This is a genomic window from Frankia sp. CcI156 (assembly GCF_001983015.1).
GTDB lineage: Bacteria > Actinomycetota > Actinomycetes > Frankiales > Frankiaceae > Frankia > Frankia casuarinae.
Window position 1 is genome coordinate 24923 of record NZ_MOMD01000014.1, and the last position, 24968, is coordinate 49890.

Sequence of the window (24968 nt, forward strand, 5' to 3'; positions counted from 1 at the left end):
GGTGGGTGACGGCTGTCTGGTGCTGTTACCGACCCCGAGCTGTTACCGACCCCGAGACCCGACCCCAGGAGGCCAGGTGCAGATCCCTTTCTCGTCGTCGTCGAGCACCAGTCTCGGCATCGAATGGGAGCTGCAGCTCGTCGACCAGCAATCGCGCGAACTTCGCGGCGAGGCCAGCGGGATTCTTCACGAGCTGCGGGCGAAGGTCGGGGAGTGCGAGGCGGCCAAGGCCAAGCACGAGCTGTTCGAGTCGACCATCGAGGTCATCACCGGGGTCTGCGACTCGGTGGAGGAAGCGACCGCGGACCTGTCTGGAACCGTCTCGCTGCTGCGCGATCTGGCGGAACGGCGCGGGATCGGGCTGATGTGCAGCGGCACGCACCCAGCCAGTGACTATATGGGACAGCGCATCACCGAGGATCATCGCTATTTCCGGTTGGTCAGCCAGATGCAGTGGTTGGCCCGGYGGCTGCTCATCTTCGGCGTCCACGTACATGTCGGAGTGCGGTCTGCGGACAAGGCCATGCCGATCGTGAACGCTCTGATGGCCTATGTCCCACATTTTCTCGCCTTGTCGGCGTCGTCGCCCTACTGGCTGGGCGGAGACACCGGGCTGGCCTCATCGCGATCACAGGTCTTCGCGAGCCTGCCCACCGCGGGGCTGCCGTACCCGTTGGAGGACTGGCCGGGTTTCGAGTCGTTCATGGAGACACTGATTGTCTCCGGCACCATCGAGACGATCCGCGAGGTCTGGTGGGACATCCGTCCACATCCCAACTTCGGCACCGTGGAACTGCGGGTCTGCGATGGTCTGCCGTCCCTGATGGAGGTGGGGGCGGTTGCGGCTCTCGCGCAGTGCCTGGTTGACCGCATGAACACCCAGATCGATCGTGGGTATCGTCTCCCGACCCCGCAACGATGGCTCGTGCAGGAGAACAAGTGGCGGGCGGCCCGGTACGGTCTGGACGCGCAGATCATCGTCGATGGTCGGGGCGGTATCCGGCCGGTCCGGGATGACATCACCGATCTCGTGGAGGATCTGCTTCCGGTCGCCCACCGTCTCGGTTGTTCATCCGAGCTCTCCGACACGCTGACCATCCTGCGGACGGGCGCGAGCTATATCCGGCAGCGGGACGCCGCCCGGCGGGCCGGTGGAGATCTCACCCGGGTCGTCGATACCCTTCTCGAAGAGATGAACACCGGCCGTCCGGTAGTCGACGGCTAGACACGCCGGCGAATACCCCGAACCGCCTGCGTTCAGGGCCCGCGTGGCGTGTGCAGGGAGGAGCCCGGCCGGCAGATGAAGGTTGACGAGACCGCGGCGGTCGCCGGGTGGGTGGCCGCGCACGAATCCGAGCTGATCGCGTTGCGTCGCGATCTCCACGCTCACCCGGAGCTCGGCCGGCAGGAGCACCGCACCGCCGRGCAGGTCGAGGCGCGGCTTCGGGCCGCGGGACTGTCGCCGCAGCGCCTGCCGGACCTTCCTGGCCTGTGGTGTGACATCGGTGCCGGCGTCGATCATGATCCAGGCGCTCCCGTGATCATGCTGCGGGCCGACATGGACGCTCTTCCGCTCTCGGATATCAAGGACGTGCCGTACCGCTCCACCGTTCCGGGTGTGGCTCACGCCTGCGGACATGACGTACACACGACCGTGGCGCTCGGCGCCGGACTCGCGCTTGCCGAGGTCGCACGCGTGTCCACGCTGCCCGGGACCGTGCGCCTGGTGTTCCAGCCCGCGGAGGAGCTCATGCCGGGCGGCGCGTTGGACATCATCGACGCGGGCGTGCTGAAGCCGGTGACCACGGCGATCGCGCTGCACTGCGATCCGGCGCTCGACCTGGGCATGATCGGTCTGCGGACGGGTCCGATCACCTCTGCCGCCGATGCCGTCGAAATCACGCTGGCCGGGCCCGGCGGTYACACCTCCCGGCCACAGAACACAGTCGACCTGGTGTACGCGCTCGTCCGCCTTGCGGCCGATCTCCCTGCCGCGTTGGGGCGACTGGTCGATCCCAGGTCGGYGCTCTCCCTGGTCTGGGGTCAGGTGCAGGCGGGAACCGTTGCCAACGCCATCCCTCGTACCGGTCAGCTTCGAGGCACGGTCCGCACCCTGTCCCGGGAGACCTGGGAGAGCGTGCCGGCGCTGGTCACTCAGGTTGCCGAGCAGCTCGTCGCACCGTACGGAGCACAGATCGTGGTCGACTACCGCCGTGGCGTGCCGCCCGTGGTGAACAGCGTGGATGTCGTCGAGGTCCTTCGGACCGTCGTCGACCGCGTGTTTGGTCATGGGGCCTCCACCATGGTGGCGCAATCGCTTGGTGGCGAGGACTTCGGTTGGTATCTGAACCACGTGCCGGGGGCCTTGGCCCGATTGGGCACTCGGACACCCGGCGGCCACACCTACGACCTTCACCAGGGCAGCTTCGACGTGGACGAGAGGGCGATCGGTGTGGGCGTGAAGCTGCTTGCCGGCGCGGCTCTCGATCTGCTGACCCATACGCCCCCGGCGCCGTGACGCTACGTCCGCCTCTGTCCGGATCCGCGGCCGCGCCTCATGGTGTGATGCGTCACGCTGCCGTGATGCGTCACGCTGCCGTGATGCGTCACGCTGCCGTGATGCGTCATGCGGTCGGTCGCGAACGGAGTTCGGCCACGTAATCGGCGGGTGCCCCGGCCTTCTCCGCGGAATCGGCGATCATCTCGAGGTACCGGCGCGACGGGAGTCCTCCCTCGTAGGCGTCGAGAACATAGGTCCAGGCGAGGGCCTCCCCATCAAGGGTGGAGACCCGCACCCGGATGCGGGTGTACAGGCCGGTGTCCGCGCCCTCCCAGACGTCGAGCCGTTCCAGGTCGTAACGGTCGAGGTCGTACAGAAGGACGTACGCGTGAGCACCCGGAGCCTCGACGATGGTCGGCAAGGCTCCATCCCAACCGACGTTTTCACCGCCGAACGTGAGACGCCAGCCATTGATCCATCCAGTGCCGGTCACGGGCGAGTGCGGGGCCCGCTCCTTCATCTGCGCCGGGTCGAGGTTGCCGGCGTAAGCCGCGTACAAGGTCATTGTGATCTCTCGGAGGGTTACGGTGCGTGATTGTAACTGTAATTTCCGCTCATGAAAGGAGGAAGATGGCCCTACCTGACATCGCCGATGTCGGACTCCGTCTGCGATCCTACGGAGCCTCCCGCACCGGCAGGAGAGCGGCCGCGGCGGCGGGGCAAGATGATAAGGAAGCGATACCGGATCGGGAGGGCACGTGACTCGCATCGTCATTCTTGGTGGAGGGMCCGGAGGCTACGAGGCGGCTCTCGTCGGCGCCTCACTCGGCGCGACGGTCACCGTCATCGACTCGGAGGGGGTCGGTGGTGCCTGTGTGCTCACCGACTGCGTTCCCTCCAAAACCTTGATCGCAACTTCGGAGACCATGACGAACCTCGCTCTAGCTCCCGGCCTGGGTGTCCGCCCGCATAGTCTTGGCTCTGGGCCGGAACCGGCGTTGCCCCCCGTGGCCTGGGGGATCAGTACCGGCACGGACTCGGGCACCCGGCCGCTCACGCCCCCGGAGGTCGTCAATGTGGATGCGGAGCAGGTGTACGAACGGGTCCGTGATCTAGCCAAGGCCCAGTCCCTGGACATCGAGCGCCGGCTCGAGCGCGAGAAGGTCGATGTCGTGCACGCCTCTGGGCGCCTCGTCGGGCCGCACGCAGTCGAGACCAGCACCGGTGAAACCTTCGTCGGTGATGTGATTTTGATCGCGACCGGCGCCTCACCACGCKACCTCCMCACGGCCCGGCCAGATGGTGAGCGGATTCTCACCTGGCGCCACCTCTACGACCTCAAGGAGATACCCGAACATCTGGTCGTCGTCGGTTCCGGCGTCACCGGAGCCGAGTTCGCCAGCGCGTATCGGGCGCTTGGCGCCGAGGTCACGCTGGTTTCCTCGCGCGAACGCGTGCTGCCGGGGGAGGACCCGGATGCCGCCCGGGTCATCGAGGATGTGTTCGTGCGGCGTGGGATCGAGGTGCTCAACCGATCGAGGGCGGCGTCGGTACGGCGCATCGGGGACGGTGTGATCGTCGAGCTGACCGACGGCCGGACCGTTACGGGAAGCCACGCTCTGATGGCGGTTGGTTCGGTACCACGCACCAAGGGCCTGGGACTGACTGACGTGGGGGTACGGCTTGGGCCTGGTGGGCATGTGAACGTGGACCGGATGTCGCGGACCTCGGTGCCGGGTGTCTACGCGGCCGGTGACTGCACCGGAGTCCTCCCGCTCGCATCGGTCGCCGCGATGCAGGGGYGTATCGCCATGTGGCACGCCCTCGGCGAGGCCGTCACACCCTTGCGGCTCGGGACGGTGTCGTCCAACATCTTCACCGAGCCGGAAATCGCCACCGTCGGAGTCACGCAGGTGATGAAGGACACCGGGGCAGTCGCAGCCGAGGTGACCACAGTTCCACTCTCGCGGAATCCGCGGGCGAAGATGATGGGTATTGAGGACGGCTTCGTGAAACTGTTCTGCCGTCCGGGGAGTGGAAGTGTGCTTGGCGGTGTCATTGTCGCGCCGCGTGCATCCGAACTCATCCTCTCTATCTCGCTCGCGGTCGAACACGGTCTGACCGTCGATCAAATCGCACATACGTTCTCGATCTACCCGTCGCTCTCCGGATCGATCACCGAGGCGGCTCGCGTCCTGCGTACGCGCGACTTCTTCGCGGGATTCGACAACCCAGAGTGAGCAGGGGCCCGGCAGGGCCGCGCGCGGCACCTCCTGCCATCTTGGGCTGCCGTGTTGGGCCGCGGACGGCAGTCGCCGCTGCCGGGCGCTGCCCGCAGACGCAGACGAGTGGCGCGGGCACCGACCCGTCCCGACTCTCATGACGAAGGTCGGCGCGGCGAGTACTGCCGACGCCTGCCTGTGGAGAAGGCTACGAGTTGTCCCCGTCCCCCTCGTCCTCATCGTCGCTCGTGGGGAAAATTGGAGGAAAGCCATGCTGTTCCAGCCGGCGGTTCCGGAAGAACCCGCTGGTGGCGAAGCCGAGCCCGATCCCAGAAATCAGAAGAAACGCGACGACGATGGCTCGGACTTCGAGCTCACCGGGCAGCAGGGCAAAGATCAGCGCGAAGGGCAACATCAGCAGGAAGGGCCGTGTCGCCTGGCGCAGCCTCCAGCCGGGGCCGGTGAGGTCATGCGAGACCCAGTCGTTGTAGGCCGGAGGAAGGGTCCCCCCAAGCAGGTAGTGCACTCGCCCGGTCAGCGGTGGTCGCTGAACGACCGGGCGGGCCACCGCCAGCTTCCGGTCCTGGCCGCTCACCGTCGGGCTGTCGTTACCGTCCATACCTCGCAGCCTATGAAGTCTGCGGTGGAGAGGTGGCAGTCGACGGTGGGCAGGTCGAGCTTCAGTGTGCTCTAGTCTTTGATCTCACAGAGCACGGTGCCGCTGGTGACAACGGCGCCGACGGTCGCAGCCAGTCCGGTGACCGTGCCATCCCGATGCGCGTTGATCGGCTGTTCCATCTTCATCGCTTCCAGAACAATGATCAGATCACCCGCGGAAACGGTGTCGCCGTCGTTGACCGCGACCTTCACGATGGTGCCCTGCATGGGACTGGCCAGGGCGTCGCCCGTGACCCTGGCCGCCGCCGTGCCGCGAGCGCGCCGCTTGGGCGCYGCTCCCCGGGAAGCGGCGACGGGGGCAGAACCGAATCCGGCGGGTAGCACGACTTCGAGGCGTTTGCYGCTCACCTCGACAACCACGGTCTCCCGCGGCTCGGGGGTGGTGTCGGCCTCAGTCCCTCCCGCGAAGGCCGGGATGGTGTTGTCGAACTCGGTTTCGATCCAGCGGTTGTGGATACGGAAAGGCTCTGCGGCGTCCTCCGGGGCGAAGGCGGGATCCCGTACGACCGCGCGGTGGAACGGCAGCGCCGTCGCCATTCCCTCGATGACCATCTCATCGAGGGCACGCCGAGCCCGCTGCAGAGCTTCCTGCCGGGTTGCTCCGGTGATGATGAGCTTTGCGAGCAGGGAGTCGAAGGCGCCGCCGATGACGCTGCYGCTTTCGATGCCGGTATCGAGCCGGACGCCGGGGCCGGCCGGCGCGATCAGCTTGGTGACCGTGCCGGGTGCGGGAAGGAAGTTACGGCCGGGATCCTCACCGTTGATGCGGAATTCGATGGAGTGACCGCGAGGAGCCGGATCGGTGAAGTCGAGTGCCTCACCCTCGGCGATACGGAACTGGGCACGAACCAGGTCCACTCCGGAGACCTCTTCGGTCACCGGATGCTCGACCTGGAGGCGGGTGTTGACTTCAAGGAAGCTGATCATGCCATCGCGGGCGACGAGGAACTCGACGGTCCCGGCCCCGACATAGCCGGCTTTCTTGCAGATCGCCCTCGAGGCGTCGTACAGCGAGTGGAGCTGAGCCTCCGAGAGAAACGGTGCCGGCGCCTCCTCCACGAGCTTCTGGTAACGGCGCTGGAGTGAGCAGTCGCGGGTACCGACCACGACGACGTTGCCGTGCGTATCCGCCAGGATCTGGGTCTCGACGTGGCGCGGCTGGTCCAGATACCGCTCGACGAAGCATTCCCCGCGACCGAACGCCGCGACCGCCTCCCGGACGGCACTGTCAAACAGTTCGGGGAGCTCCTCCGCGGTCCAAGCGACCTTCAGTCCGCGCCCTCCGCCACCAAAAGCGGCCTTGATGGCAACCGGAAGGCCGTACTGCCCGGCGAAGGTGACAACCTCATCGACGCCGGCCACGGGGTCTGCGGTGCCGGGCGCGAGCGGCGCGCCGACCGCTAGTGCAATATGCCGGGCCGCGGTCTTGTCTCCGAGACGGCGGATGGCCTCCGGCGGCGGGCCGATCCAGGTGAGGCCTGCGGAGATCACGGCCTCCGCGAAGTCCGCATTCTCCGAGAGAAAACCGTATCCCGGGTGGACGGCGTCGGCCCCGGAGGACTCGCAGGCATCGAGAATTTTGTCGATGCGCAGGTACGAATCACCAGGGGTCGCGCCTCCCAACGCAAATGCCTCGTCAGCAACGCGTACGTGCAGGGCATTGATATCTGGTTCCGCGTAGACTGCGACGCTGGTGTATCCGGCGTCGCGGCAGGCGCGGGCCACTCGAACCGCGATTTCTCCCCGATTGGCGATGAGGATCTTACGCACGTCGCTCCCGTCCTCGTCCGGCCTGCCTGCGTGTAGGTGAGTCGGGCCGCACATTTTGCTGTCATTGTACCCAGATGTGATGCTGCAGACATCCCGACGTCATGTCTATCGGTTGATCACCAGTCGGCTCGAGTGCGCGCACCCGGCGTCATCCCGGACCTTTGCCACGCCCCCGGTCCGGTGGTGAGACTGCCACGGAGCGCCAGCGTCGGGCTGGCCCAGGACGAACGGCGGGTGGCCGGTGCCGACGAGGGAACGGCGCGAGCCGTCAGGAGCGCCACCACGGCGGCGATCTCCTCCGGCGTCGCCTCACCGCGGATCAGCTRCAGCCGAGGCTGACTCGCCCGCCTGTCATCGTCCTGAACCACGTTTTTCTCCTCGGTACCTCGAGTAGCTGGTGCGTCGTACGTATGCCGTCCGTGGGCCCGCGGCCCGGGAGATCTCCGCCGCGGGCGGATTCCCCTTCCGGCGAGCCGGCGACGGCAGATCCCGCCTATAGCGGGATGTTGCCGTGCTTCTTCGGTGGCAGGGATTCACGCTTGGTACGCAGCAGACGCAGTGCTCGAATGAGCTCGCGCCGCGTTTCCGACGGGCTGATGACCGCGTCGAGATAGYCCCGTTCCGCCGCGATGTAAGGGGTCGCGAAGTGATCGGTGTAGTCTTGGATCAGCTCGGCCCGACGAGTCTCCGGTGACTCGGACCTGGCTAGATCCCGTCGATAGATGATGTTGAYGGCACCCCGGGCGCCCATCACCGCGATCTCGGCGGTTGGCCAGGCAAGGTTGATGTCCGCCCGCAGGTGCTTGGACCCCATGACGTCGTAGGCACCGCCGTAGGCCTTCCGAGTGATCACCGTCACTTTCGGTACGGTGGCMTCTGCGTAGGCGTAGATCAGCTTGGCGCCACGGCGAATGATGCCGTTCCACTCCTGGGAGGTGCCGGGAAGGAAGCCGGGGACGTCGACCAGAGTCAGCACCGGGATGTTGAATGCGTCGCAGGTCCGGACGAACCGGGCGGCCTTCTCGCTGGCGTCGATGTCGAGGGTGCCGGCGAACTGCATCGGCTGGTTGGCGACCACCCCGATAGAACGTCCATCCACCCGGCCGAATCCGACGATCATGTTCTGGGCGAACTGAGCGTGGACCTCGAGAAAGTCACCCTCGTCGAGGACCCGCTCGATGATCTGGTGCATGTCGTACGGAGTGTTCGGGGAGTCGGGGATGAACGTGTCGAGATCCGGGTCGATCTCGGCGTCCAGATCGTCCACGGCGTCGTAGCTCGGGGCGTCGTCGAGATTGTTCGACGGAAGGAACGACAGCAGCGCACGGGCGAGTTCGAGGCACTCCGTCTCGTCGGCCGACTGGAAGTGCGCGACACCGCTGCGGGAGTTGTGGGTGTGTGCGCCACCCAGTTCCTCCATGCCCACGTCCTCRCCGGTGACCTCCTTGATCACGTCGGGGCCGGTGATGAACATGTGGCTGGTCTGGTCGACCATCAGGGTAAAGTCGGTGATCGCCGGAGAGTACACGGCGCCACCGGCGCATGGCCCCATGATCAGTGAGAGCTGTGGGACGACGCCGGAGGCCATCACGTTGCGGTAGAAGATTTCGCCGTACAGACCGAGGGAGACGACACCCTCCTGGATACGCGCTCCGCCGGAGTCGTTGATGCCCACGACGGGGCAGCCCGTCTTCAACGCAAGATCCATGATTTTGACGATCTTCTCACCGAAGACCTCACCCAGGCTGCCACCGAAAACGGTGAAGTCCTGGCTGAACACGCAGACCTGCCGGCCGTCGACAGTCCCGTACCCGGTCACCACGCCGTCGCCGTACGGCCGGTTGGCCTGGACGCCGAAGTCGTGCGCGCGATGGCGGGCGAAGGCGTCGGTCTCGACGAACGACCCGGGGTCGAGGAAGGCCTCGACCCGTTCGCGGGCTGTCATCTTGCCCTTGGCATGCTGCGCGTCGACCGCTCGCTGGGACCCGGCGTGGACGGCATCATCGTTCACGCGCCGCAGGTGGGCGAGTCGGCCTGCGGTGGTGTGCGGGTCGGGAGCGGAATCCTCTGCGGACGCGGGAAGAGCCATAACCGGCAGCGTACGACCCCCGTGGGTCCACGCGTGTGATTGATGTGCAGCGGATCTCACCGGATAGGCGAGATTCGTGGGCCTCCGGCGAGTTGACCGTATCCCGGATCAGCTCGCCGATCGTCCGCCGATCGTCCGCCGATCGTCCGAGTCGCCGACGGGTGACCGGACGGTCTGGCAGGGTKGACCGGTGCCACCCTCGAAGGAGCCCGCACCCGCGGGACCCTCTCCCGAGCAGCCCGCGTCCGGCAAGCTCCCGTCCGGCAAGCCCTCGCCGGCGTCCCCTCGGGCCCGCCCTGCCGGAGAGGGGCGATTCTCGTCCGTCGGAACACGTGAACCGCTGGACGCCGCACGCCTCGCGGCCCGTGCCGCCGCGGTCGGTCTCGACCTGACGGTGGTAGAGGAGACCGACTCGACCAACGCCGCGCTGGCGCGCATCGCCCGGGGCGAAGACACCGCCCGGGGCGAAGACACCGCCCGGGGCGAAGACACCGCCCGCGGCCGGGGACGGGTTCTCGTCGCCGAACGGCAGACGGCGGGTCGTGGTCGGCTCGACCGATCATGGGAGTCTCGCCCTGGTGCCGGGTTGACGGTCTCGCTGCTGCTGCAACCCCGGCTACCGATGTCACTGTTCGGCTGGCTGCCCATGGTGGTCGGAACCTCGCTTCTGGCGACGCTACGCGAGGTGGCGGCGGTTCCCGCAGTCCTGAAATGGCCCAATGAYGTTCTCGTTGACGATGCGAAGCTCGCCGGCATCCTGGTCGAGGTCGTCCAGGTCCCACTATCGTCACCCTCGGTGATTATCGGTTTTGGGTTGAATGTCATGGCGGAGCGTGACGAGCTCCCGGAGCGGTCGACAAGCCTGCTGCTCAGCGGCGCGCTTCCGGCGGCTCTGGACCGGACCGAGCTGCTCGGGGTGGTACTCGCGGATCTCGTCGGGGCGATCACTGGCTGGGAGGCCGACCCGCAAGCGGCTCGCGCGGAGTACCTACGGGTGTGCGCGACGATCGGCAGGCGGGTGCGCGTCGAGCTGCCGGACGGTTCGGCGGTGCTCGGGACCGCCACCGACGTTGACCCCGACGGCCGGCTCGTCGTCAACGGGCGACCCTACAGCGCCGCCGACATCGTTCACCTGCGGTGACGAGGGACCCGGCAGTGATCTGTCCGCCCGAGATGCGACGATCGTTGCCGTGGCGTTTCCCGACGATATCCTCACCCAGGACGAAGAGGTTGTCCTTCATGTGCACCCGCACTGGGTCAGCCTGGTAGTCCCGGCGTTCTGGACGGTTGCCGCCCTCCTTTTCGCCGTGCTGGGGGTTTTCTTCGCACCCGGAGGGGTGTTGCAGAAGCCCATCCAGTATCTCGTGCTTCTGGTCGCCTTCGGTGCGATCGGTTACCTGAGTGTGATGCCATGGTTACGTCGGATGACGACCCATTACGTCGTGACGAACCATCGACTGGTGATCCGCGAAGGGGTCGTCACGCGGGTCGGGCGTGACGTCCCGCTCGCCTGGTTGGTTGGCGCGACGGTGCAGCAGAACGTCATCGACCGGCTTCTGGGCTCGGGTGAGCTGATCATTGAGGCGGTGGGGCAGCGGGGCCGGGTCAGCCTGTCGTGTATGCCGCACGCCGAGCGGGTGCAGGAAACCCTCGCCGATCTCTCCGCGCCCTACCAGTCACGGGGCTATCCGGGGGCCTGACGCCGGGACGGCCGGAGGCGGTAAGCACGGCAGATCCGTCACACCGGATCGAACTCCCGCCACCATGCGAGCAATTTGTCGGCCTGCGGATCCTCCGTGGCGAAGCCGAGACGCTCGTCGTCAACCGTCCAGAACACCGAGAACCGGCCGGGTCTTGCATCGCACAGGAAGGTGCCACGGCGTCGGGAGCCGCGTGCCCAGCGTTCGATGCCGGTCTGTCCCTGATAACAGTCGCCGACGTCGGCGAGGGCTGCGGACCGGCGGGCGATGTCGCGGGTCAGGGCCGAGGCGTCCCGGTAACGCAGGACGAGGATTCGAGCGGGGGCTGGAGCGTCGGTCGCCACCCCGGGGACGCAGCTGAGGGCCGCCTCCACGCCATCGGGTACCGCCTGTCCCTCGCTGGGCGGCGCACTCGTGCATTCGTCGACCGCGAACGGCTTGAGCGAGGACCGCAGCCGGGCCTCGGCGGCGTCGAGCGTCGGGCCCGGCGACGGTCCGACGCCGGGCCCTCCGGAGGCCACGGTGCCTGCGGTGCCCGTCGTGCCGGACGCCGACGGGTGGCGACCGGCGGGGCTGTCGCTCGGATCGTGGGTCACGGCGAGTCCGATGGTGATGCCACTCGCGATCAGAGCCGCGATGATCAGGACGATCGCGGTGAGGGGTCCACGACGCCACCACGAGCCGGTTCCACCGGATGGATCCTCGTCACCGTCGGCCGGATTCCGCGGGAATCCGTCTTCGGAACCGTTCACAGGTATCCGGCCTCCCGAGGAAGGTCAGCTCAATGGCGGAGTGGATCGAACGACTTCCACCATCTGTTGAGGTTACCCGGATCTTGATCATCCGCGGAGAACGCGATTCGATAGTCGTCGTAGGTCCAGAACTCGTAGAAACGCTTCGCGAAGAAGTAGCACAGCCGGGTGCCACCGGTCGACTCGGCCGRCGAGCTCCACTGCTCCGAGCTCTGCTGGCCATCGTCGCAGTTCCCCWCGTCATAGTAGTACGTTTCACGGGCGCCGATCTGCCGGTCCATGGCGGACTGACTCGGGAAGTGGAAGGCGGTGACCTCGATGCCGCTGGAATCCTTGCAGACGAGGGCGGCGTCGGCGTAGGCGCTGTCACGGTGTGCGGGGACGGCGCATCCCGTCATGACGACCGGGTTCAGTAGTGAGCGGAGGATCTCCTGTGGATTGCCGGCCGGCTGTCCACCGCTCCCCGACGCTTCGATGGTCGATGTTCTGGCGACGGATTGTCMGCTCGTCGTGTCGGCGCCGTCCCCGCCGGTGAAGACGACGACTCCGAGCAGGATCACCAGGGTCAGGAGGAGACCGCCGCCCGCGAACAGCAGGCGTCGATCCACGCTGACCTCGTGCCGGGAGGCCGTGCCGCGCTTGGCCATGGGGGCCAGGGGGGCCACGGCGCGCTCGGTGAGCCCGGGTCCGGCCGCGCCGGCGGGGATTCCCGTCGGGTGGACGGGCGGCTCCGGCGGAAGTCCCGGCAACAGCCCCGGTAACGACGAGGGCCGTCTGGAATCCGCAGGCGCGCCGAGCCGCACGGCGGTGGCCGTGTCGACCGAGGGGGCGGACGTGCCGAGGAGATTGACGGGCGCCGACGCTGGAAAGCCGCCGGTCGGGACAGGCGTCCCGCCCGTCAACGGGTGGTCGGCGGGTGATACGGGAAGCGGAGATGCGCCGGATGTGACCGGAGTTCCGCTCACCGAAGGGAATCCGTTCGGCGGGTTGACACCGATTGTCGCTCCGGGAGTTGGCGCCGGATAACCGATGGGCGGTGCGGACGGCTCGGCCTGCGCGTCAACGCCGTTCGTGGACCTGCCCCGGGCCTCGAAGGCTCCGAGGAAGGCCGTGTCACCGTTCGTGYCGAGCCCGGTGCCGGTTTCGGCCGCGAGGGTTCCGGGCTGGTTCGCGAGGGTTCCGGGCTGGTTAGGGTCGCCGCCCTGGATGCCGGGCCGTCCGGTGGGCGGGGTCAGGCGATAGGTGAGGTCGCCGTCGTCCGGCCACGGTGACGATGGGGTGTGGTGTGGGGACATCGACACTCCGGAGGACGTCTGAGGTCCCGAAGGCAGGGGGGGGCCGAAGGCCACCGGGGAGTCAGAGCTGCCGGATCTGGTTGGCGAGCCGTAGTAGAGCGGACCGGGCGGGCCGGCCATGCCTGTGGGTGGCCCGGGGGGGCCCGGGGGGCCGGGAGGTCCCTGCGTCCCCGACCGAGCCGGCAGGCCAGGCGGTCCCTGCCCGCCCGGACCAGGCTGGTCCGCCCGGGCGGACCAGGCGGGGGGGCCGGTGGGCGGGGCGGAGCCGGGCGGGGCGAGAGATTCGGGTGGCCCGGGGGGAGCGGGAGGCCATGACGGAGTGGAGGGCGCGGGCGGCCCCGGCAGGCCACCCGGACCGGGCAGTCCCCCGAAGCGGGGGGGAACCGTGGGAACCGCGGGAACCGGCGGGCCCGGTGGCAGAACCGGGCCTTGYGGTATGGAACCCGGCGGCGGTCCCGAGCCCAGGGCCGACGGCGGTGGGACCGGATTCGTGTATGGCGGAGGCGACAAGGCATGCCCCGGCTCCACCCCTGGTCCCCGGTGCAGTGGATACAGGATGGTCCGGTCAGGCCCGTCCGGGTCTGCATCGGGGCCGCTCCCTGGCCGCGGCAAGTCCGGCGGTGGCTCGGACACCTGCGACGCTTCGTTGTCGCCTTGGCCGGGGCTGGGCACGGTTCCTCCCGAGATGGGTGACAGGTGCGACCCCAGCGTAGGCCCCTCACCACCCGGATATGGGCGATGTCAGGCTACTGCGTCACAAATACTGCTCTATCACCACCCGCCCGGCCGAAGGCAAGCAGGCAAGATCGAATTCACAGCAAACGGCGCCCCGCCGTGTGGACGTGGCCGCGTCCCGGCGGCGTCCACCGCGACGTCAGGCCTTGGGCACCGGATCGAAATTACTCCACCATTCGTACAGGGCCGCCCCGTCGGGGCCGGTCGCCATGAAGGAGACCAACGTGGAGTTGTAGGACCAGAAGATGAAATGATCACCGTCACGTACGTTGCAGACGGCCGTGCCCTGGGTCGCACCCTCGTGGAAGTTCCAGGTAAAGACCTCGTCGCCGCCCTGCTCGCATTTGCCTCCGGTGGTGGTGACCAGGGACTTGCGCACCTCGACGTCGCTGTTCAGATCACTGGTGGTCGCGTAGGAGTAGGCGGCTACCACCTTCCCATCATCCGAGTTGCAGAACAACGACGCCTTGATGTGGCCGCCCTCGGCTTCGCTGTTGGGCTCGCAGTCCATCATCACGGACGAGTCGAGCTTGGCCAGCAGGGCGTGCTGCGCCGAGGTGAACTGCGCCGAGGGACTCACACTCGGACTCACACTCGGACTCGGACTCGGACTTGGCGAGGGCGATGACGATGGGCTTGTCGAGGTCGGCGAGGCGCTGGGGCTTTCGGACGCGGCCACCGTGCCCGGGTTGTCGGAACCTCCGGAGAGGAGCGCAACCGAAACAACGATCAGGAGGAGTGTCGCCGCCACCGCGGCAGCGATGATGGTGTTACGCCGACGTTGAGAGCCGCCGGGCCGGGGGGGCGCCCCCGGCGGCGGATAGCCTCCGTAACCGTCCGCCGCGGGGTAGCCCTGCTGCTGATAGCCCTGTTGGTAACCCGGCTGATAGTTCTGCTGATATGCCTGTTGCGGATAACTCTCCGTGGGATAGCCGCCGACGGGATAATCCTGGCCGTAGCCCTCGCCGGGTGGGTAGCCCCCACTGGGTGGGTGGACCGCCGTCGGGGGGTACTGATCGGTGCCGCGGTACGGATTCTGTGCGTACTGGTGCTGGGGGTGCTGGTGCTGGGGGTGCTGGTGCTGGGGGTGCTGGTGCTGGGGGTGCTGGTGCTGTGCGTACGGATTCTGTGCGTACTGGTGCTGGGGGTGCTGGTGCTGGGGGTGCTGGTGCTGGGAGTACTGTGCCGTGGGCGGGTAGCCGCCGGGCTGGTTGACGCCGGGTGCGCTGTCGCCGATCAGGTGGGTCTCGTCTTCGTCGCCGAACGGTGCCGAGCCCGCGGAGTACGGCGAGGCGGAATAGGAACCACCAGCGTTGCCGTCAACCCCTTGGGTCTGGGCGTCCGGGTCCTGGGGGCCTGGGCCCGGTGACTGCATGACGTCCTCCTGCGCTGCGCGAAGAGCGGCCCCTGCCCGCACTCGTGATCTTGCTGATCCCGCCGTGGTGCCGGGCGGTTCTCGCAACCGTCCATCTGTGTTAGAGCGGGACGGATCGCCCCGTTCGGCCCAGGTCGGGCTCGATGCTCGATGTTAGGAGCTTTGTGTTCGGAGGGGGATCCCGGGTCGTCTTGGAGACAAGGTGTCGGATCAGGCCGCGTAACGGATCACGATGTCGTCGACGATCATCTCCAGGAACGTCTGATCGACCGGGTCTCCGGTCAGCAGCACCCGTTGGAGGATGACGGCGGTTCCGAGTTCTATGAGTACCGTGCGGTCGACGTCCGGGCGGACCTCGCCGCGGGCGATCCCGCGTTCGATGATGGCTTCCGAGCTCGCCTGGCGTTGCATCCAGAGGCCGCGGCGCAGGGCGTCGCGCAGACCGGGATTGCGCGGCATCTCCGAGATCAGTTCCGCGAGGATCCGTCCCCGATCRCCGCGGATCGCGTCATGGAACGAGGTCAGGAACTCAAGGATGTCCAGGCGGAGGGAGCCGTTGTCGGGTGCCGGCATCCGCTGCTCGGTGAAGGCGTTGACCGCGTCCATCACCAGGGCGAGCTTTGACGGCCAGCGCCGGTAGATGGTGGCCTTGCCGGCTCGCGCCCGGGTGGCCACCCGGTCCATCGTCACACCGTCGTATCCGACCTCGGCCAGAAGGTCCAGGGTGGCGGTGCGGATCGCCTGGTCCCGGCTCTCGTCGCGAGGTCGGCCGCCGGGGTGCGACGACGCGAGCGAGAACGGGGTCACGACACACCCTCCAGGTTGCTGCGGACTGGACGGCGCTCCACGCGGCGTTCCCGGTAGCCGATGTGTCTCGCTGGATGGAGGGCTGTGGGCGCGCGGCGCCAGCCTGGCCCGCCGAGCGTAGCCCACCGGCGAAGGTTCGGGAACCGTTCGGTATCGGAACTGGGTTGTTCCCGACTTGTCCGCCGGGGACGGTGAGAGGGCGGAACGTCCTGTTCCGCTGTCGTGCCGTGTCGGCGGGCGTGTTGGGCGTCCGGGGTGGCGGCGATGCGCGGTGCGCCTGAAACGGCCGGTCCGGTGCCGGAGCAGGTGGCGGAATGCGCGCCGGGCCGGGGTGTCGGGCCGGTGGCCGCTGGTGCGGTCAGATCCGGCCCGCATGCTCCGGGATGTGCCGACGACCGTCCTGACGGGCTCCGCAGCTCGTGGCGGCCTTGGGGTGGTCCGGGTGGAGGAAGACCCACTTCTTGTAGGCCCAGAACCGGAATACGGTGCCCAGCCCGGTGCCGATGATGTTACCGAACAGGTTGAACGCAAGTACGCCCTTGAGATCGAGTACATAGCGTGCGAACCCGAGGCAGCCGAGCGCGATCAGCAACCCGACCGTATTCAGGATCACGAAGAGTGTGTACTCGCGACGTAGACCGGTTCGGGCGCGATGGTTGAACGACCATTGCCGGTTCCCGATGTAGGAAAAGGTGGCGGCGACCACCGTGGAGACGGTCTTCGCGCTGAGCGGACCCATTCCGAGAAGCGTGTGGCACAGGTTGGAGACGAGAAAGTCGATGGCGTAACACGCACCGCCGACCAGCCCGAACTTGCCCATCTCGTGGACGAGTACCTGCACCGGTGAGCGGGTCTGTCGGTGTCTCACCACGGGCGACCCCGATCGATATTTACCACCCAGAGAGAGTACCGGCTGCTCCCGGCCGCCCACCGTGCCACCCCCGTCGACGGTGGCGTGGTGGACATCCGCGGCGAGGCCGGCTCACCGGACATGATGCCGGACGTAGCGGTGAACGCGCCGGCGCGTGGTGGAGTCACCRGGTAGCTGTTCCCATCTCTACGCTAGGTGATGCCACCAATCCGGTGCGGCGGGCAACGTGAGTGGCACAACTTCGGCAAAAACTCGGGAACGTTGGCGAAGCTGGGCCCATGGACGGCATCCTGGCAGTTGGAGAGTGGGGACCATTGATCGGAAGGACGCATCATCATGATCCGCTCGAGTCGTTGGCCGAGCCGTTGATGCCGACGTCAAGGACCGATGACCACGTGGACACCGATGACCACACCGCTGTCGACCCCGTTGCCGATGTCCATGCAGACGATGTCCATGCGGACACCGTGCGCCCCGCGGATACGGTGAGCCCGGTGAGCGGCGCTGCCACGGCGACCGAACTCCTGCTGAGCTACGCTGCAGGTCACCCCGCCCGGCGGCGGGAGGCCGGGCTACCTGCCCTGCCCGGCGCGCGGCCGCGCCTGGGCGTCGCGGTGGTTGCGTGTATGGACGTGCGGATCCAGGTGGAGGCCTTGCTCGGTCTTGTCGAAGGTGACGCCCACATCCTGCGCAACGCCGGTGGTGTCATCACCCCGGATGTGGTCCGCTCGCTCGCCGTGAGCCAGCACGTGCTGGGAACGACGGAGATCATTCTTTTGCATCACACCGGGTGTGGTCTCGAAAGGATCACCGACGACGGGTTCCGGGACCAGTTGGAGTGCAAGACGGGCGTTCGTCCCGAATGGGCCGTGTATTCCTTTCCCGATGTCGAGGAGGACGTGCGCAAGTCCGTCAGGGTGCTGCGTTCGTCGCCGTTCCTGCAGTCCACCACCTCGGTACGCGGGTTCGTCTACCAGGTGGAGACCGGGGCACTGGTCGAGGTTCTGCCGTAGAGCGGTCCACGGCGGCGTGGGGATAGGCCGCATTGTCGGATCGTCGTCGGACCAAGCTTGCTCGGTCCGGTCGGTGGGTCACGCGAGTGGCCGTCCGAGCGCGTGGTAGATCCAGCCGGCATCCCRCCAGACCGCGGGATCCAGGACGTGCCGTCCGTCGATGACGATGGGTCTGCTGACGTGCGGCCGTAGGGCGGCCGGGTCGATCTCGCGGAACTCACTCCATTCCGTCAGGACCAGGACGATCTCCGCGCCTGCCACGGCCCGTATCACCGAGTCGGTGTAGTGCAGGTACGGATAGTGAATGCGGGCGTTCGGGATCGCCGCGGGGTCGTAGACGGACACGTGGCCGCCGGCGCGGTGCAGCGCGGTGGCCACGTCGAGGGCGGGCGAGTCGCGGATGTCATCGGAATTCGGTTTGAAGGCGGCACCGAGGACCGCCACCATCCGGCCCGTCGGCGAGCCCCCCAGCGCCTTGGTGGCCAGCGCCACCGTCCGCGTCCGGGCCCGCGTGTTGACGGCGTCGACCTCGGTGAGGAAGGCCAGCGCGGAGCCGACTCCCAGCTCGTCCGCACGGGCCTGGAAGGCACGGATGTCCTTGGGTAGGCAGCCGCCGCCGAAGCCGATGCCGGCCTGGAGGAACCGGGGCCCGATCCTGGGGTCGTGGGCCAGGGCGGCGGCGAGTTCGGTCACGTCCCCCCCGGTCATGTCGCAGATCTCGGCCATCGCGTTGATGAAGGAGATTTTCGTCGCGAGGAAGGYGTTCGCGGCGACCTTCACGATTTCGGCCGTGACGAAGTCGGTGACGATGACGGGTGTGCCTTCTTTGATCGTTCTGGCGTAGACCGTCCGCAGCCGTGCCTCGGCGGTGCCACCCGGGACGACCCCGAAGACCAGGCGGTCCGGCCGCAGGGTGTCGTCGACGGCGGACCCCTCCCGGAGGAACTCGGGATTCCACGCAAGTTCCGCGCCCGGGGCGCCGGCGGCAAGTCGTCCGGCCAGCCGGGCCGCGGTGCCCGTGGGAACCGTCGACTTGCCCACCACCAGCGTCCCGGGCCGCAGCCCGGCCGCGATCAGACCATTCGTCGCCGCCTCGACGTGGCGCAGGTCCGTCGCGCCGGAATCGGGCCGTTGCGGTGTTCCCACGCAGATGAAATGCACCTCGGCCCGGTCAACCGCCTCGGCGAGCGAACTCGAGAAGGTCAGCCGTCCCGCCTCCAGGTTCTTGCGGAGTAGCCCTTCCAGACCGGGCTCGAAGAAGGGCACCTCACCCGCGGCGAGCCGCTGCGTCCTGGTCGCGTCGATATCGACACCGATGACCTCGAAACCCAGTTCCGCCATGCACACGGCATGTGTCGCGCCCAGATAGCCGGTGCCGATGACGCTGAGGTGAAGAACCGGTGACGTGCTCACGTCTGAGTGACCTCCGCTGCACGTGGTAAAGACGGCCGCCGCGCTGCCCCAATTCTCGTTGGCCGTCGCGCCGTTCGATGGTCACGCCGTCTGTGAGCCGCCCGGATGTCGGGTATGGTCATTCCCCGGCCGCGGCCCGATACGGGGGTCGTACGGGTTTCACCCGAGGCGGGGGAGCGGCAGCGACCGGACCCCCGCGGGCAGTGGGCTGGGCGCGTGCCGCAGGACTGATCGGCCGACGGCGGTGATTTTCTCCGTCTCGATGCGCCGCGGGAGCGCGGCGCTGTCGAGATGCCGGCACAGCACGATCGACGAGCCTGCGACCAGGGGAGCAAGCAGCGAACCGACCAGGCCCTCGGTCGTGGCGAGCGGCGCGGTGAACAGCACCCGGTCCGCGGGTCCCAGGCCCCACGCCCCCGCGATCGCGGTACCCGCGCGCAGCAGCGCGGCCTGCCCAGGCGGCGCTGCCGGGGCGGCGAACCGATCGCCGTGCGGGGGCACCTCCGCGGCGTAGTCGAGAACCCCGGCGACGGGCCTGCGCATCCGACCACCCAGCGGGCGCAGTGACAGGGCCACGATCTCGTCCACCATCAGGCCGAATGCCTCGTCGAGCCGGTCCTCGGCCACGAACAGCGCGTCGAGGGGGGTCGCGACCGGGAGCTCCCCGCCGGCCTTCTCGGCGTCCCCGCCGTCCTGCTCGCCGGCTGCGTCCCGGACGAGGACCGCGTCCATCCCGGCCGACCAGGTGGCGAGCAGGATGACCGAACTGAGCCAGTGCGTCGGCAGGTGGACGCCGACCCGGTCACCGATGCCGAGGCCGAGCGTGTCGACCAGCATGTTCGCGGTCTTCGCCACCCAGTTGTCGAAGGTGGTCGCCGAGAATTCCACGCGTTCGCCGGTCGCGTCGTCGTAGAAGGTGACCAGCGGGCGGGCGGGATCGGTGGCCAGCCGGTGCGCGAGGACGGACGCGATGCCGCGAACCCCCGCCGCGGGTGCGGCGTCGGCGTCCGCGGCCGGGCCAAGCAGYGTCCGTGCGGCGACCAGCCGCGGCACGGAGGCGCTCATGGCGTGCACGAGGGGTCGGAGGGAACGGGACCGACCGGAGCGGCCGCGGTGCCTGTGGTGCCGCCGACGCCGGCCCCGCCGGCCGCCGGGGTCGGCGTCGCGGTGCCGCCGATCGTGGTCGCCCGGGTGTCACCACCGGCGGCGGTCGAGGTCGTCGAGATCCTCGTGCCGACGGTTGCCGCCGCGCCCGGCAGCCCACCGCTGGGCAGGCCGGAGCTGGGCAGGCCGGTGAAGGTGGATCCGAGGACGAGGACGAGGCCGGCCCCGGAGCGGCCGGCGTCCGCGACGATCCGGCTGCCGGGGATCGTCGCCGCCAGGGTGCGTGCCGCAGCCTCCTGGCCCGGGGGATGGCGTACCTCGGTCAGAGTCTGGCGGGTCGATGTCGCGGCGGTCATCGGCCCAGTGAAGCCGCGTGCCCGCAGTCCGTCGACCGTGCCGGTGGCGAGTCYGGCACGTCCCGAGGCGTTGCGGACGGCGGCGATCGAGACCTGGGCGKGGTCGAGAGTTCGCTGTGCGGGAGGCTTGGTGCCCGCGGGCAGCAGCGGAGCGAGGACCTGGTCGAGGCCGGCCTGATCGACGATGAGTACGGCCCCGTGCGGGGGAATCGAACCCAGGTCGTCAACCGCGCCATCGGAGCGCAGCGCGATGTGCGTAGGGACTGTCACGAAGTGAATTCTTCCCGGACCCAGCTCGCTGACCCGCTTCGCGAGCTTGAGCATCGCGGTCTGGTCGAGACCCTGGTCGATCCGCAGCGCGCTGCCGACCGCACCGATCAGTGAAGTGATCTTRGCTGGGTTGGTGAGCACTCCGCTGCTGGTCGCTGTCGCCAGCAGCTTGGAGAGGAACTGCTGCTGGCGCAGAATGCGAAGGCGTTCGTCCCCGAGCGCGTAACGGGTCCGGACGAAGGCCAGCGCCTGATCACCGTTGAGACGGTTCTCGCCGAGCCGTCCGCTCCATCCCGACATCGAGTCGTGCAGGTTGCGGGTGCTGCCGTTCGGTAGGGGCGTCACRCACACGCTCACGCCTCCCACCGCGTCGGTCATCGTCTTGAAACCGGCGAGATTGATCGAGATGGTATGGTCGATCTTCAGGCCGGTCAGGGACTCCAGCGTGGTGACGAGACCGGGGACGTCCGCCAGCCCGAGCACCTCGGTGAGCTTCGACCGGCCGTCGTGGGCGGTGGCCTTCTCCCGCGGCACCACCGGGACGAGYATGTCCCGGGGGAAGGACAGTAACGTGGCCGAGCCGTCCTTGCCGAAGTGGGCGATGATGGTGGTGTCGGACCGGACGCCGTCCACCACGCCGTACTCACCCCCGGTGCCCTCMCGGCTGTCGTCGCCGAGCAGCAGGACGTTCTCCTCGCCGTCCGCGCTCGCCGGGCGGGCACCCTCGATGTCCCAGTCGACGCGCGTGACGGCCTTGTCGAACTGTCGGTAGGCGGCCCACCCGATGGTGCTCAGACCGAGAACCAGCACGGACAGCAGAGCGACGGCTCCAACGGACAGCCGTCGCAGCGGGGAGCGGTGGCGACGGGGCCCACGTGGGTCCAACGCGGACGGCAGGGCCGGCGGGCGCATGGTATCGGGGCTCACCTGAGTCGAAAGCCCTCCTCGTTCAGGCGGCCGGGGCGGGAGAACCCCCGCCGGAACRCATGCCGCGGCCGTCGTGGTCGTGATGTGGCAGCCGTGTCCGTCTAACTGGACGTTCCGGACGGCCAAGACGTTGCCATGACAAGCACGGATGTTCGCGGCGGGGTTGATCTCGTCTCCGGCCGTAGTGCGGACGGCGCGGAATGTGATCGGACGGTCGGGTGAACGATCAGTCAGCCGGCGGTGAGTCAGACGGCGAGCGGTTAGTACGTGCACCCCGAGGTGAGATCCGCGGCCGTTGACGGTGAGGCGGGAGGCGGGTCCGCCGTAGCGGACCCGCCGGTCGCCCCGGCGGCTGTGCCGGTACCACCGGTCGATCCGGCGCCCCCGGCCGCTGGACTCGGGTTCACCCCGTTGTAGGACGTGCCCAGGACGAGGGCGATGTGGCCGGCGGGGACGGAGGCGTCCGCGCGCAACCGGCTGCCGGGCACGTCGGCCTGCACGGCATGGGCGGCGGCCTGTTCGCTTGGGCGGTAGCGCACCTGCGTCGTCTCCACCACGCCGGCCTGCCACGTCTGCGGCGGGCCGACCCGGAAACCGGCCTGCCGCAGCGCCCCGGCGGCCTTGGCGGCGAGGCCCCCCACTCCGGCGCCGTTGTAGACGTCGATCAGCACCTGCGCCGGGTCGACCGTCGGAGTCGGTGCCGGGGTAACGGAGGACTCCCGCGTGTCACGGGCCCGCCCGCGCAGCGGAGCGAGGAACTTCTCCAGCGTCTCGGGGTCGTAAAGCTGCACGGAGCCGAACCTCGGCAGCTCCCCCACGGCGTTGCCGCCCTCGGCCGGCGTCGGGGTGTGTACGGGGATCGTCTCGAACCGGATCTGATCGGCGGACATCCCGCGCAGCCGTGTCGCGAGCGCGCGCATGTCGTTCATGCTGGTGCCGTCATCGACGGTGAGCGCCCTGGTCGCGGCCTGGAGCAGGTTCTCCAGCCTGACCGGGTTGGCGAGCACCCCGGTCGTGGTTGCCTGGGTGAAGACGGCGCCGATGAACTGCTGCTGACGGCGGATGCGATCAAAATCGTTGTCGGGTAGGCCGTGGCGTTGGCGGACGAAGGCGAGTGCCTGCTCTCCGTTGAGATAATTCTTGCCTACCGTGCCCCGCCACTGTGACCACGGATCGTACAGATTGGACTTTCCGCCGTTTGGTAGCGGTTTTACGCAGACGGTGACACCGCCGATGGCGTCGGTCATCTCCTTGAAACCGGCCAGATCGACCGAGACGTAGTGGTCGATCTTGATGTCGGTGAGATTCTCGATCGTTCTGATCAGGAGACTGGGACCGCCGAGGGTGATCGCCGAGTTCAGCTTGCCGAGGCCGTGCCCCGGAATGCGCACGAGGGTGTCCCTCGGAAAGGAGACCATCGTCGTGGTCCCGTCCACGTCGAGGTGGGCCAGCATCGTCGTGTCCGACCGTTCGTCGGTCACCGCTCCCTGGCTCTCGTACTCGCCGCCGGTGCCCGCCCTGCTGTCCGATCCGACCAGCAGGAAGTTCCGGGTGCCCTCCGCGGCCTCCGCCGGCCGGTCCCCGCCGAGCCCGAGGCGGATCCGGTTGATCTGGGCGTCAAAATACTCGTAGGCGGTCCAGCCGCCCACCGCGGCAAGGAGTACCACGGCGGCGAGCATCGCTGCGACTACCGTGAGCAGGCGGGACGTCAGAGACCGCTCCCGGCGAGTGTCGTGTTCGTCGTCGCGTGCCTGGTGGTCGTCGCGTGCCTGGTGGTCGTCGCGTGCCTGGTGGTCGTCCCGGGTCGGAGACGGGCCTCGATACGCACGGGCGGTCGGATTCAGACGATTTCGTCGCCGCGGGGGCGGGCCCTGGGACCCCGCGGACAGACGCGGCGGCGCGTCGGTCACCGTGTCCCCCTCCCAGGCGGCCCGAGATGTCTGCTGAGTCTGGAACGATCAGATGCGCGGTAAGGTTTCCCGCCGACTGGCCGCCCCGAACCCTGCGACTACCCAACGTACCCGTATTGGGCGGGGTGTGCCTGTCGCCGGCCCGGTGCGCCTGGAAATACCCGTTGCACATGTGGGTGTTCACGGTGACGGGCGGGCAAAGATGGATCGAGCCGTCATGTGATAGGAATCACATCGGCGGTTACTTTCTGTCAGCTCAAAGCGGCACGATAGGGTTTCGGATCATGAAGGCCCTCGTCCTTGCTGGTGGTTCGGGAACCCGTCTGCGGCCGATCACCCACACCTCGGYCAAACAGCTTGTTCCAGTGGCGAACAAGCCGGTGCTTTTCTACGGCCTGGAGGCCATCCGTGACGCCGGTATCACCGATGTCGGGATCATCGTGGGGGAGACGGCCGGCGAGATCCAGGCGGCGGTAGGTGACGGCTCGGCATTCGGGATCCAGGTCACCTACATCCGCCAGGACGCGCCGCTCGGACTGGCACATGCCGTGCTCATCGCCCGCGACTTCCTCGTCGATGAACCGTTCGTCATGTACCTCGGCGACAACCTGATTATCGGTGGGATCTCCAGCCTGGTCGAGGAATTCCGACGGACCACTCCGGACGCCCTGATCCTGCTGACCAGGGTCGACAACCCCTCCGCCTTCGGTGTCGCCGAGCTCGGTGCGGATCGGCAGATCATTCGACTGGTCGAGAAGCCGCTCGTTCCGCCGAGTGACCTGGCGCTCGTCGGCGTCTACATGTTCGGCACCCCCATCCACGACGCCGTGGGGGCGATCAAACCGTCGGCCCGCGGCGAGCTGGAGATCACCGAGGCGATCCAGTGGCTCGTCGACGGCGGATACGAGGTCGCCTCCMACCTGGTCGAGGGTTACTGGAAGGACACCGGCCGACTCGACGACATGCTCGAGACGAACCGCCATCTCCTCGCCGGAGCTGGAGATCACCGAGGCGATCCAGTGGCTCGTCGACGGCGGATACGAGGTCGCCTCCCACCTGGTCGAGGGTTACTGGAAGGACACCGGCCGACTCGACGACATGCTCGAGACGAACCGCCATCTCCTCGAGTCGATCGAGCCGGCGATCCGTGGCAGCGTTGACGAGCACAGCACGATCGTTGG

22 protein-coding genes are annotated in these 24968 nt (G+C 68.1%); 8 read left to right on the plus strand and 14 right to left on the minus strand.

Going from position 1 to position 24968, the window contains the following annotated elements; all coding sequences use genetic code 11:
* The first annotated feature begins 76 nt into the window (after positions 1-76).
* Positions 77-1225: a glutamate--cysteine ligase gene (locus CcI156_RS06430; protein ID WP_076804754.1), complete on the plus strand. Its 1149-nt coding sequence runs from the start codon at positions 77-79 to the stop codon at positions 1223-1225.
* 75 nt (positions 1226-1300) lie between these two features.
* A complete protein-coding gene (locus CcI156_RS06435; protein WP_076804865.1) occupies positions 1301-2518 on the plus strand; it encodes an amidohydrolase in 1218 nt (405 codons plus the stop codon).
* A gap of 106 nt (positions 2519-2624) precedes the next feature.
* Here the strand turns inward: CcI156_RS06435 and CcI156_RS06440 are convergent, their stop codons facing one another.
* Complete coding sequence (locus CcI156_RS06440) at positions 2625-3065, minus strand: gamma-glutamylcyclotransferase (RefSeq protein ID WP_011435148.1); 441 nt, start codon at positions 3063-3065, stop codon at positions 2625-2627.
* Positions 3066-3258: 193 nt separating this feature from the next.
* Between CcI156_RS06440 and CcI156_RS06445 the strand changes: the two genes are divergently transcribed.
* On the plus strand, positions 3259-4740 hold the full coding sequence (locus CcI156_RS06445) for an NAD(P)H-quinone dehydrogenase (protein ID WP_076804756.1): 1482 nt from the start codon (positions 3259-3261) through the stop codon (positions 4738-4740).
* A 190-nt stretch (positions 4741-4930) separates the two neighbouring features.
* Here CcI156_RS06445 and CcI156_RS06450 read toward each other — a convergent pair whose 3' ends face one another.
* The 4 genes from CcI156_RS06450 to CcI156_RS06465 all read right to left on the minus strand — a co-directional run bounded on the left by CcI156_RS06450 (position 4931) and on the right by CcI156_RS06465 (position 9259).
* Entirely contained in the window at positions 4931-5341 is a 411-nt protein-coding gene (locus CcI156_RS06450; RefSeq protein ID WP_011435150.1) for a DUF5313 family protein, read from the minus strand.
* A gap of 71 nt (positions 5342-5412) precedes the next feature.
* Positions 5413-7170: a biotin carboxylase N-terminal domain-containing protein gene (locus tag CcI156_RS06455; protein ID WP_076804867.1), complete on the minus strand. Its 1758-nt coding sequence runs from the start codon at positions 7168-7170 to the stop codon at positions 5413-5415.
* 116 nt (positions 7171-7286) lie between these two features.
* Positions 7287-7538: an acyl-CoA carboxylase subunit epsilon gene (locus CcI156_RS06460; protein WP_076804758.1), complete on the minus strand. Its 252-nt coding sequence runs from the start codon at positions 7536-7538 to the stop codon at positions 7287-7289.
* 125 nt (positions 7539-7663) lie between these two features.
* A complete protein-coding gene (locus CcI156_RS06465) occupies positions 7664-9259 on the minus strand; it encodes an acyl-CoA carboxylase subunit beta (protein WP_076804760.1) in 1596 nt (531 codons plus the stop codon).
* 190 nt (positions 9260-9449) lie between these two features.
* On the opposite strand from CcI156_RS06465, the gene CcI156_RS06470 reads away from it, so the two are divergent.
* Positions 9450-10400: a biotin--[acetyl-CoA-carboxylase] ligase gene (locus CcI156_RS06470; RefSeq protein WP_023839886.1), complete on the plus strand. Its 951-nt coding sequence runs from the start codon at positions 9450-9452 to the stop codon at positions 10398-10400.
* A gap of 49 nt (positions 10401-10449) precedes the next feature.
* Complete coding sequence (locus tag CcI156_RS06475) at positions 10450-10959, plus strand: PH domain-containing protein (RefSeq protein ID WP_011435155.1); 510 nt, start codon at positions 10450-10452, stop codon at positions 10957-10959.
* Between the two features lie 38 nt (positions 10960-10997).
* Here CcI156_RS06475 and CcI156_RS06480 read toward each other — a convergent pair whose 3' ends face one another.
* From CcI156_RS06480 to CcI156_RS26635, 3 genes are all read right to left on the minus strand, one after another.
* Entirely contained in the window at positions 10998-11711 is a 714-nt protein-coding gene (locus CcI156_RS06480) for a hypothetical protein (protein WP_011435156.1), read from the minus strand.
* Between the two features lie 29 nt (positions 11712-11740).
* Positions 11741-13006, minus strand: coding sequence for a hypothetical protein (locus tag CcI156_RS06485; RefSeq protein ID WP_139341431.1), 1266 nt, complete (start codon positions 13004-13006; stop codon positions 11741-11743).
* 874 nt (positions 13007-13880) lie between these two features.
* Positions 13881-14333, minus strand: coding sequence for a hypothetical protein (locus tag CcI156_RS26635; RefSeq protein ID WP_049760828.1), 453 nt, complete (start codon positions 14331-14333; stop codon positions 13881-13883).
* A gap of 315 nt (positions 14334-14648) precedes the next feature.
* On the opposite strand from CcI156_RS26635, the gene CcI156_RS26640 reads away from it, so the two are divergent.
* A complete protein-coding gene (locus CcI156_RS26640) occupies positions 14649-15110 on the plus strand; it encodes a hypothetical protein (protein ID WP_254847292.1) in 462 nt (153 codons plus the stop codon).
* Between the two features lie 216 nt (positions 15111-15326).
* Here CcI156_RS26640 and CcI156_RS06495 read toward each other — a convergent pair whose 3' ends face one another.
* The gene (locus CcI156_RS06495; protein ID WP_023839889.1) at positions 15327-15923 is read right to left on the minus strand and encodes a TetR/AcrR family transcriptional regulator; all 597 of its coding nucleotides are present in this window, start codon (positions 15921-15923) and stop codon (positions 15327-15329) included.
* A 358-nt stretch (positions 15924-16281) separates the two neighbouring features.
* A complete protein-coding gene (locus CcI156_RS06500; protein ID WP_011435160.1) occupies positions 16282-16854 on the minus strand; it encodes a GtrA family protein in 573 nt (190 codons plus the stop codon).
* Between the two features lie 335 nt (positions 16855-17189).
* On the opposite strand from CcI156_RS06500, the gene CcI156_RS06505 reads away from it, so the two are divergent.
* On the plus strand, positions 17190-17807 hold the full coding sequence (locus CcI156_RS06505) for a carbonic anhydrase (protein ID WP_011435161.1): 618 nt from the start codon (positions 17190-17192) through the stop codon (positions 17805-17807).
* Between the two features lie 78 nt (positions 17808-17885).
* Here the strand turns inward: CcI156_RS06505 and CcI156_RS06510 are convergent, their stop codons facing one another.
* From CcI156_RS06510 to CcI156_RS06525, 4 genes are all read right to left on the minus strand, one after another.
* Positions 17886-19220: a UDP-glucose/GDP-mannose dehydrogenase family protein gene (locus tag CcI156_RS06510; RefSeq protein ID WP_076804764.1), complete on the minus strand. Its 1335-nt coding sequence runs from the start codon at positions 19218-19220 to the stop codon at positions 17886-17888.
* A 159-nt stretch (positions 19221-19379) separates the two neighbouring features.
* The gene (locus tag CcI156_RS06515; protein ID WP_011435163.1) at positions 19380-20285 is read right to left on the minus strand and encodes a TIGR03089 family protein; all 906 of its coding nucleotides are present in this window, start codon (positions 20283-20285) and stop codon (positions 19380-19382) included.
* Positions 20282-21862, minus strand: a complete 1581-nt coding sequence (locus CcI156_RS06520; RefSeq protein ID WP_083718352.1) for an LCP family protein — start codon at positions 21860-21862, stop codon at positions 20282-20284. Before CcI156_RS06520 ends, CcI156_RS06515 begins: the two co-directional genes overlap by 4 nt.
* 275 nt (positions 21863-22137) lie before the next feature.
* A complete protein-coding gene (locus CcI156_RS06525) occupies positions 22138-23787 on the minus strand; it encodes an LCP family protein (RefSeq protein ID WP_023839891.1) in 1650 nt (549 codons plus the stop codon).
* A gap of 284 nt (positions 23788-24071) precedes the next feature.
* Between CcI156_RS06525 and CcI156_RS06530 the strand changes: the two genes are divergently transcribed.
* Positions 24072-24947: a glucose-1-phosphate thymidylyltransferase gene (locus CcI156_RS06530; RefSeq protein ID WP_254847293.1), complete on the plus strand. Its 876-nt coding sequence runs from the start codon at positions 24072-24074 to the stop codon at positions 24945-24947.
* Positions 24948-24968 lie beyond the last annotated feature (21 nt).

Excerpts from the sequence above, each read along its gene's own strand:
- CcI156_RS06450 (WP_011435150.1), bottom strand. The coding sequence starts at position 5,341 with ATGGACGGTAACGACAGCCCGACGGTGAGCGGCCAGGACCGGAAGCTG.
- CcI156_RS06440 (WP_011435148.1), bottom strand. The coding sequence starts at position 3,065 with ATGACCTTGTACGCGGCTTACGCCGGCAACCTCGACCCGGCGCAGATG.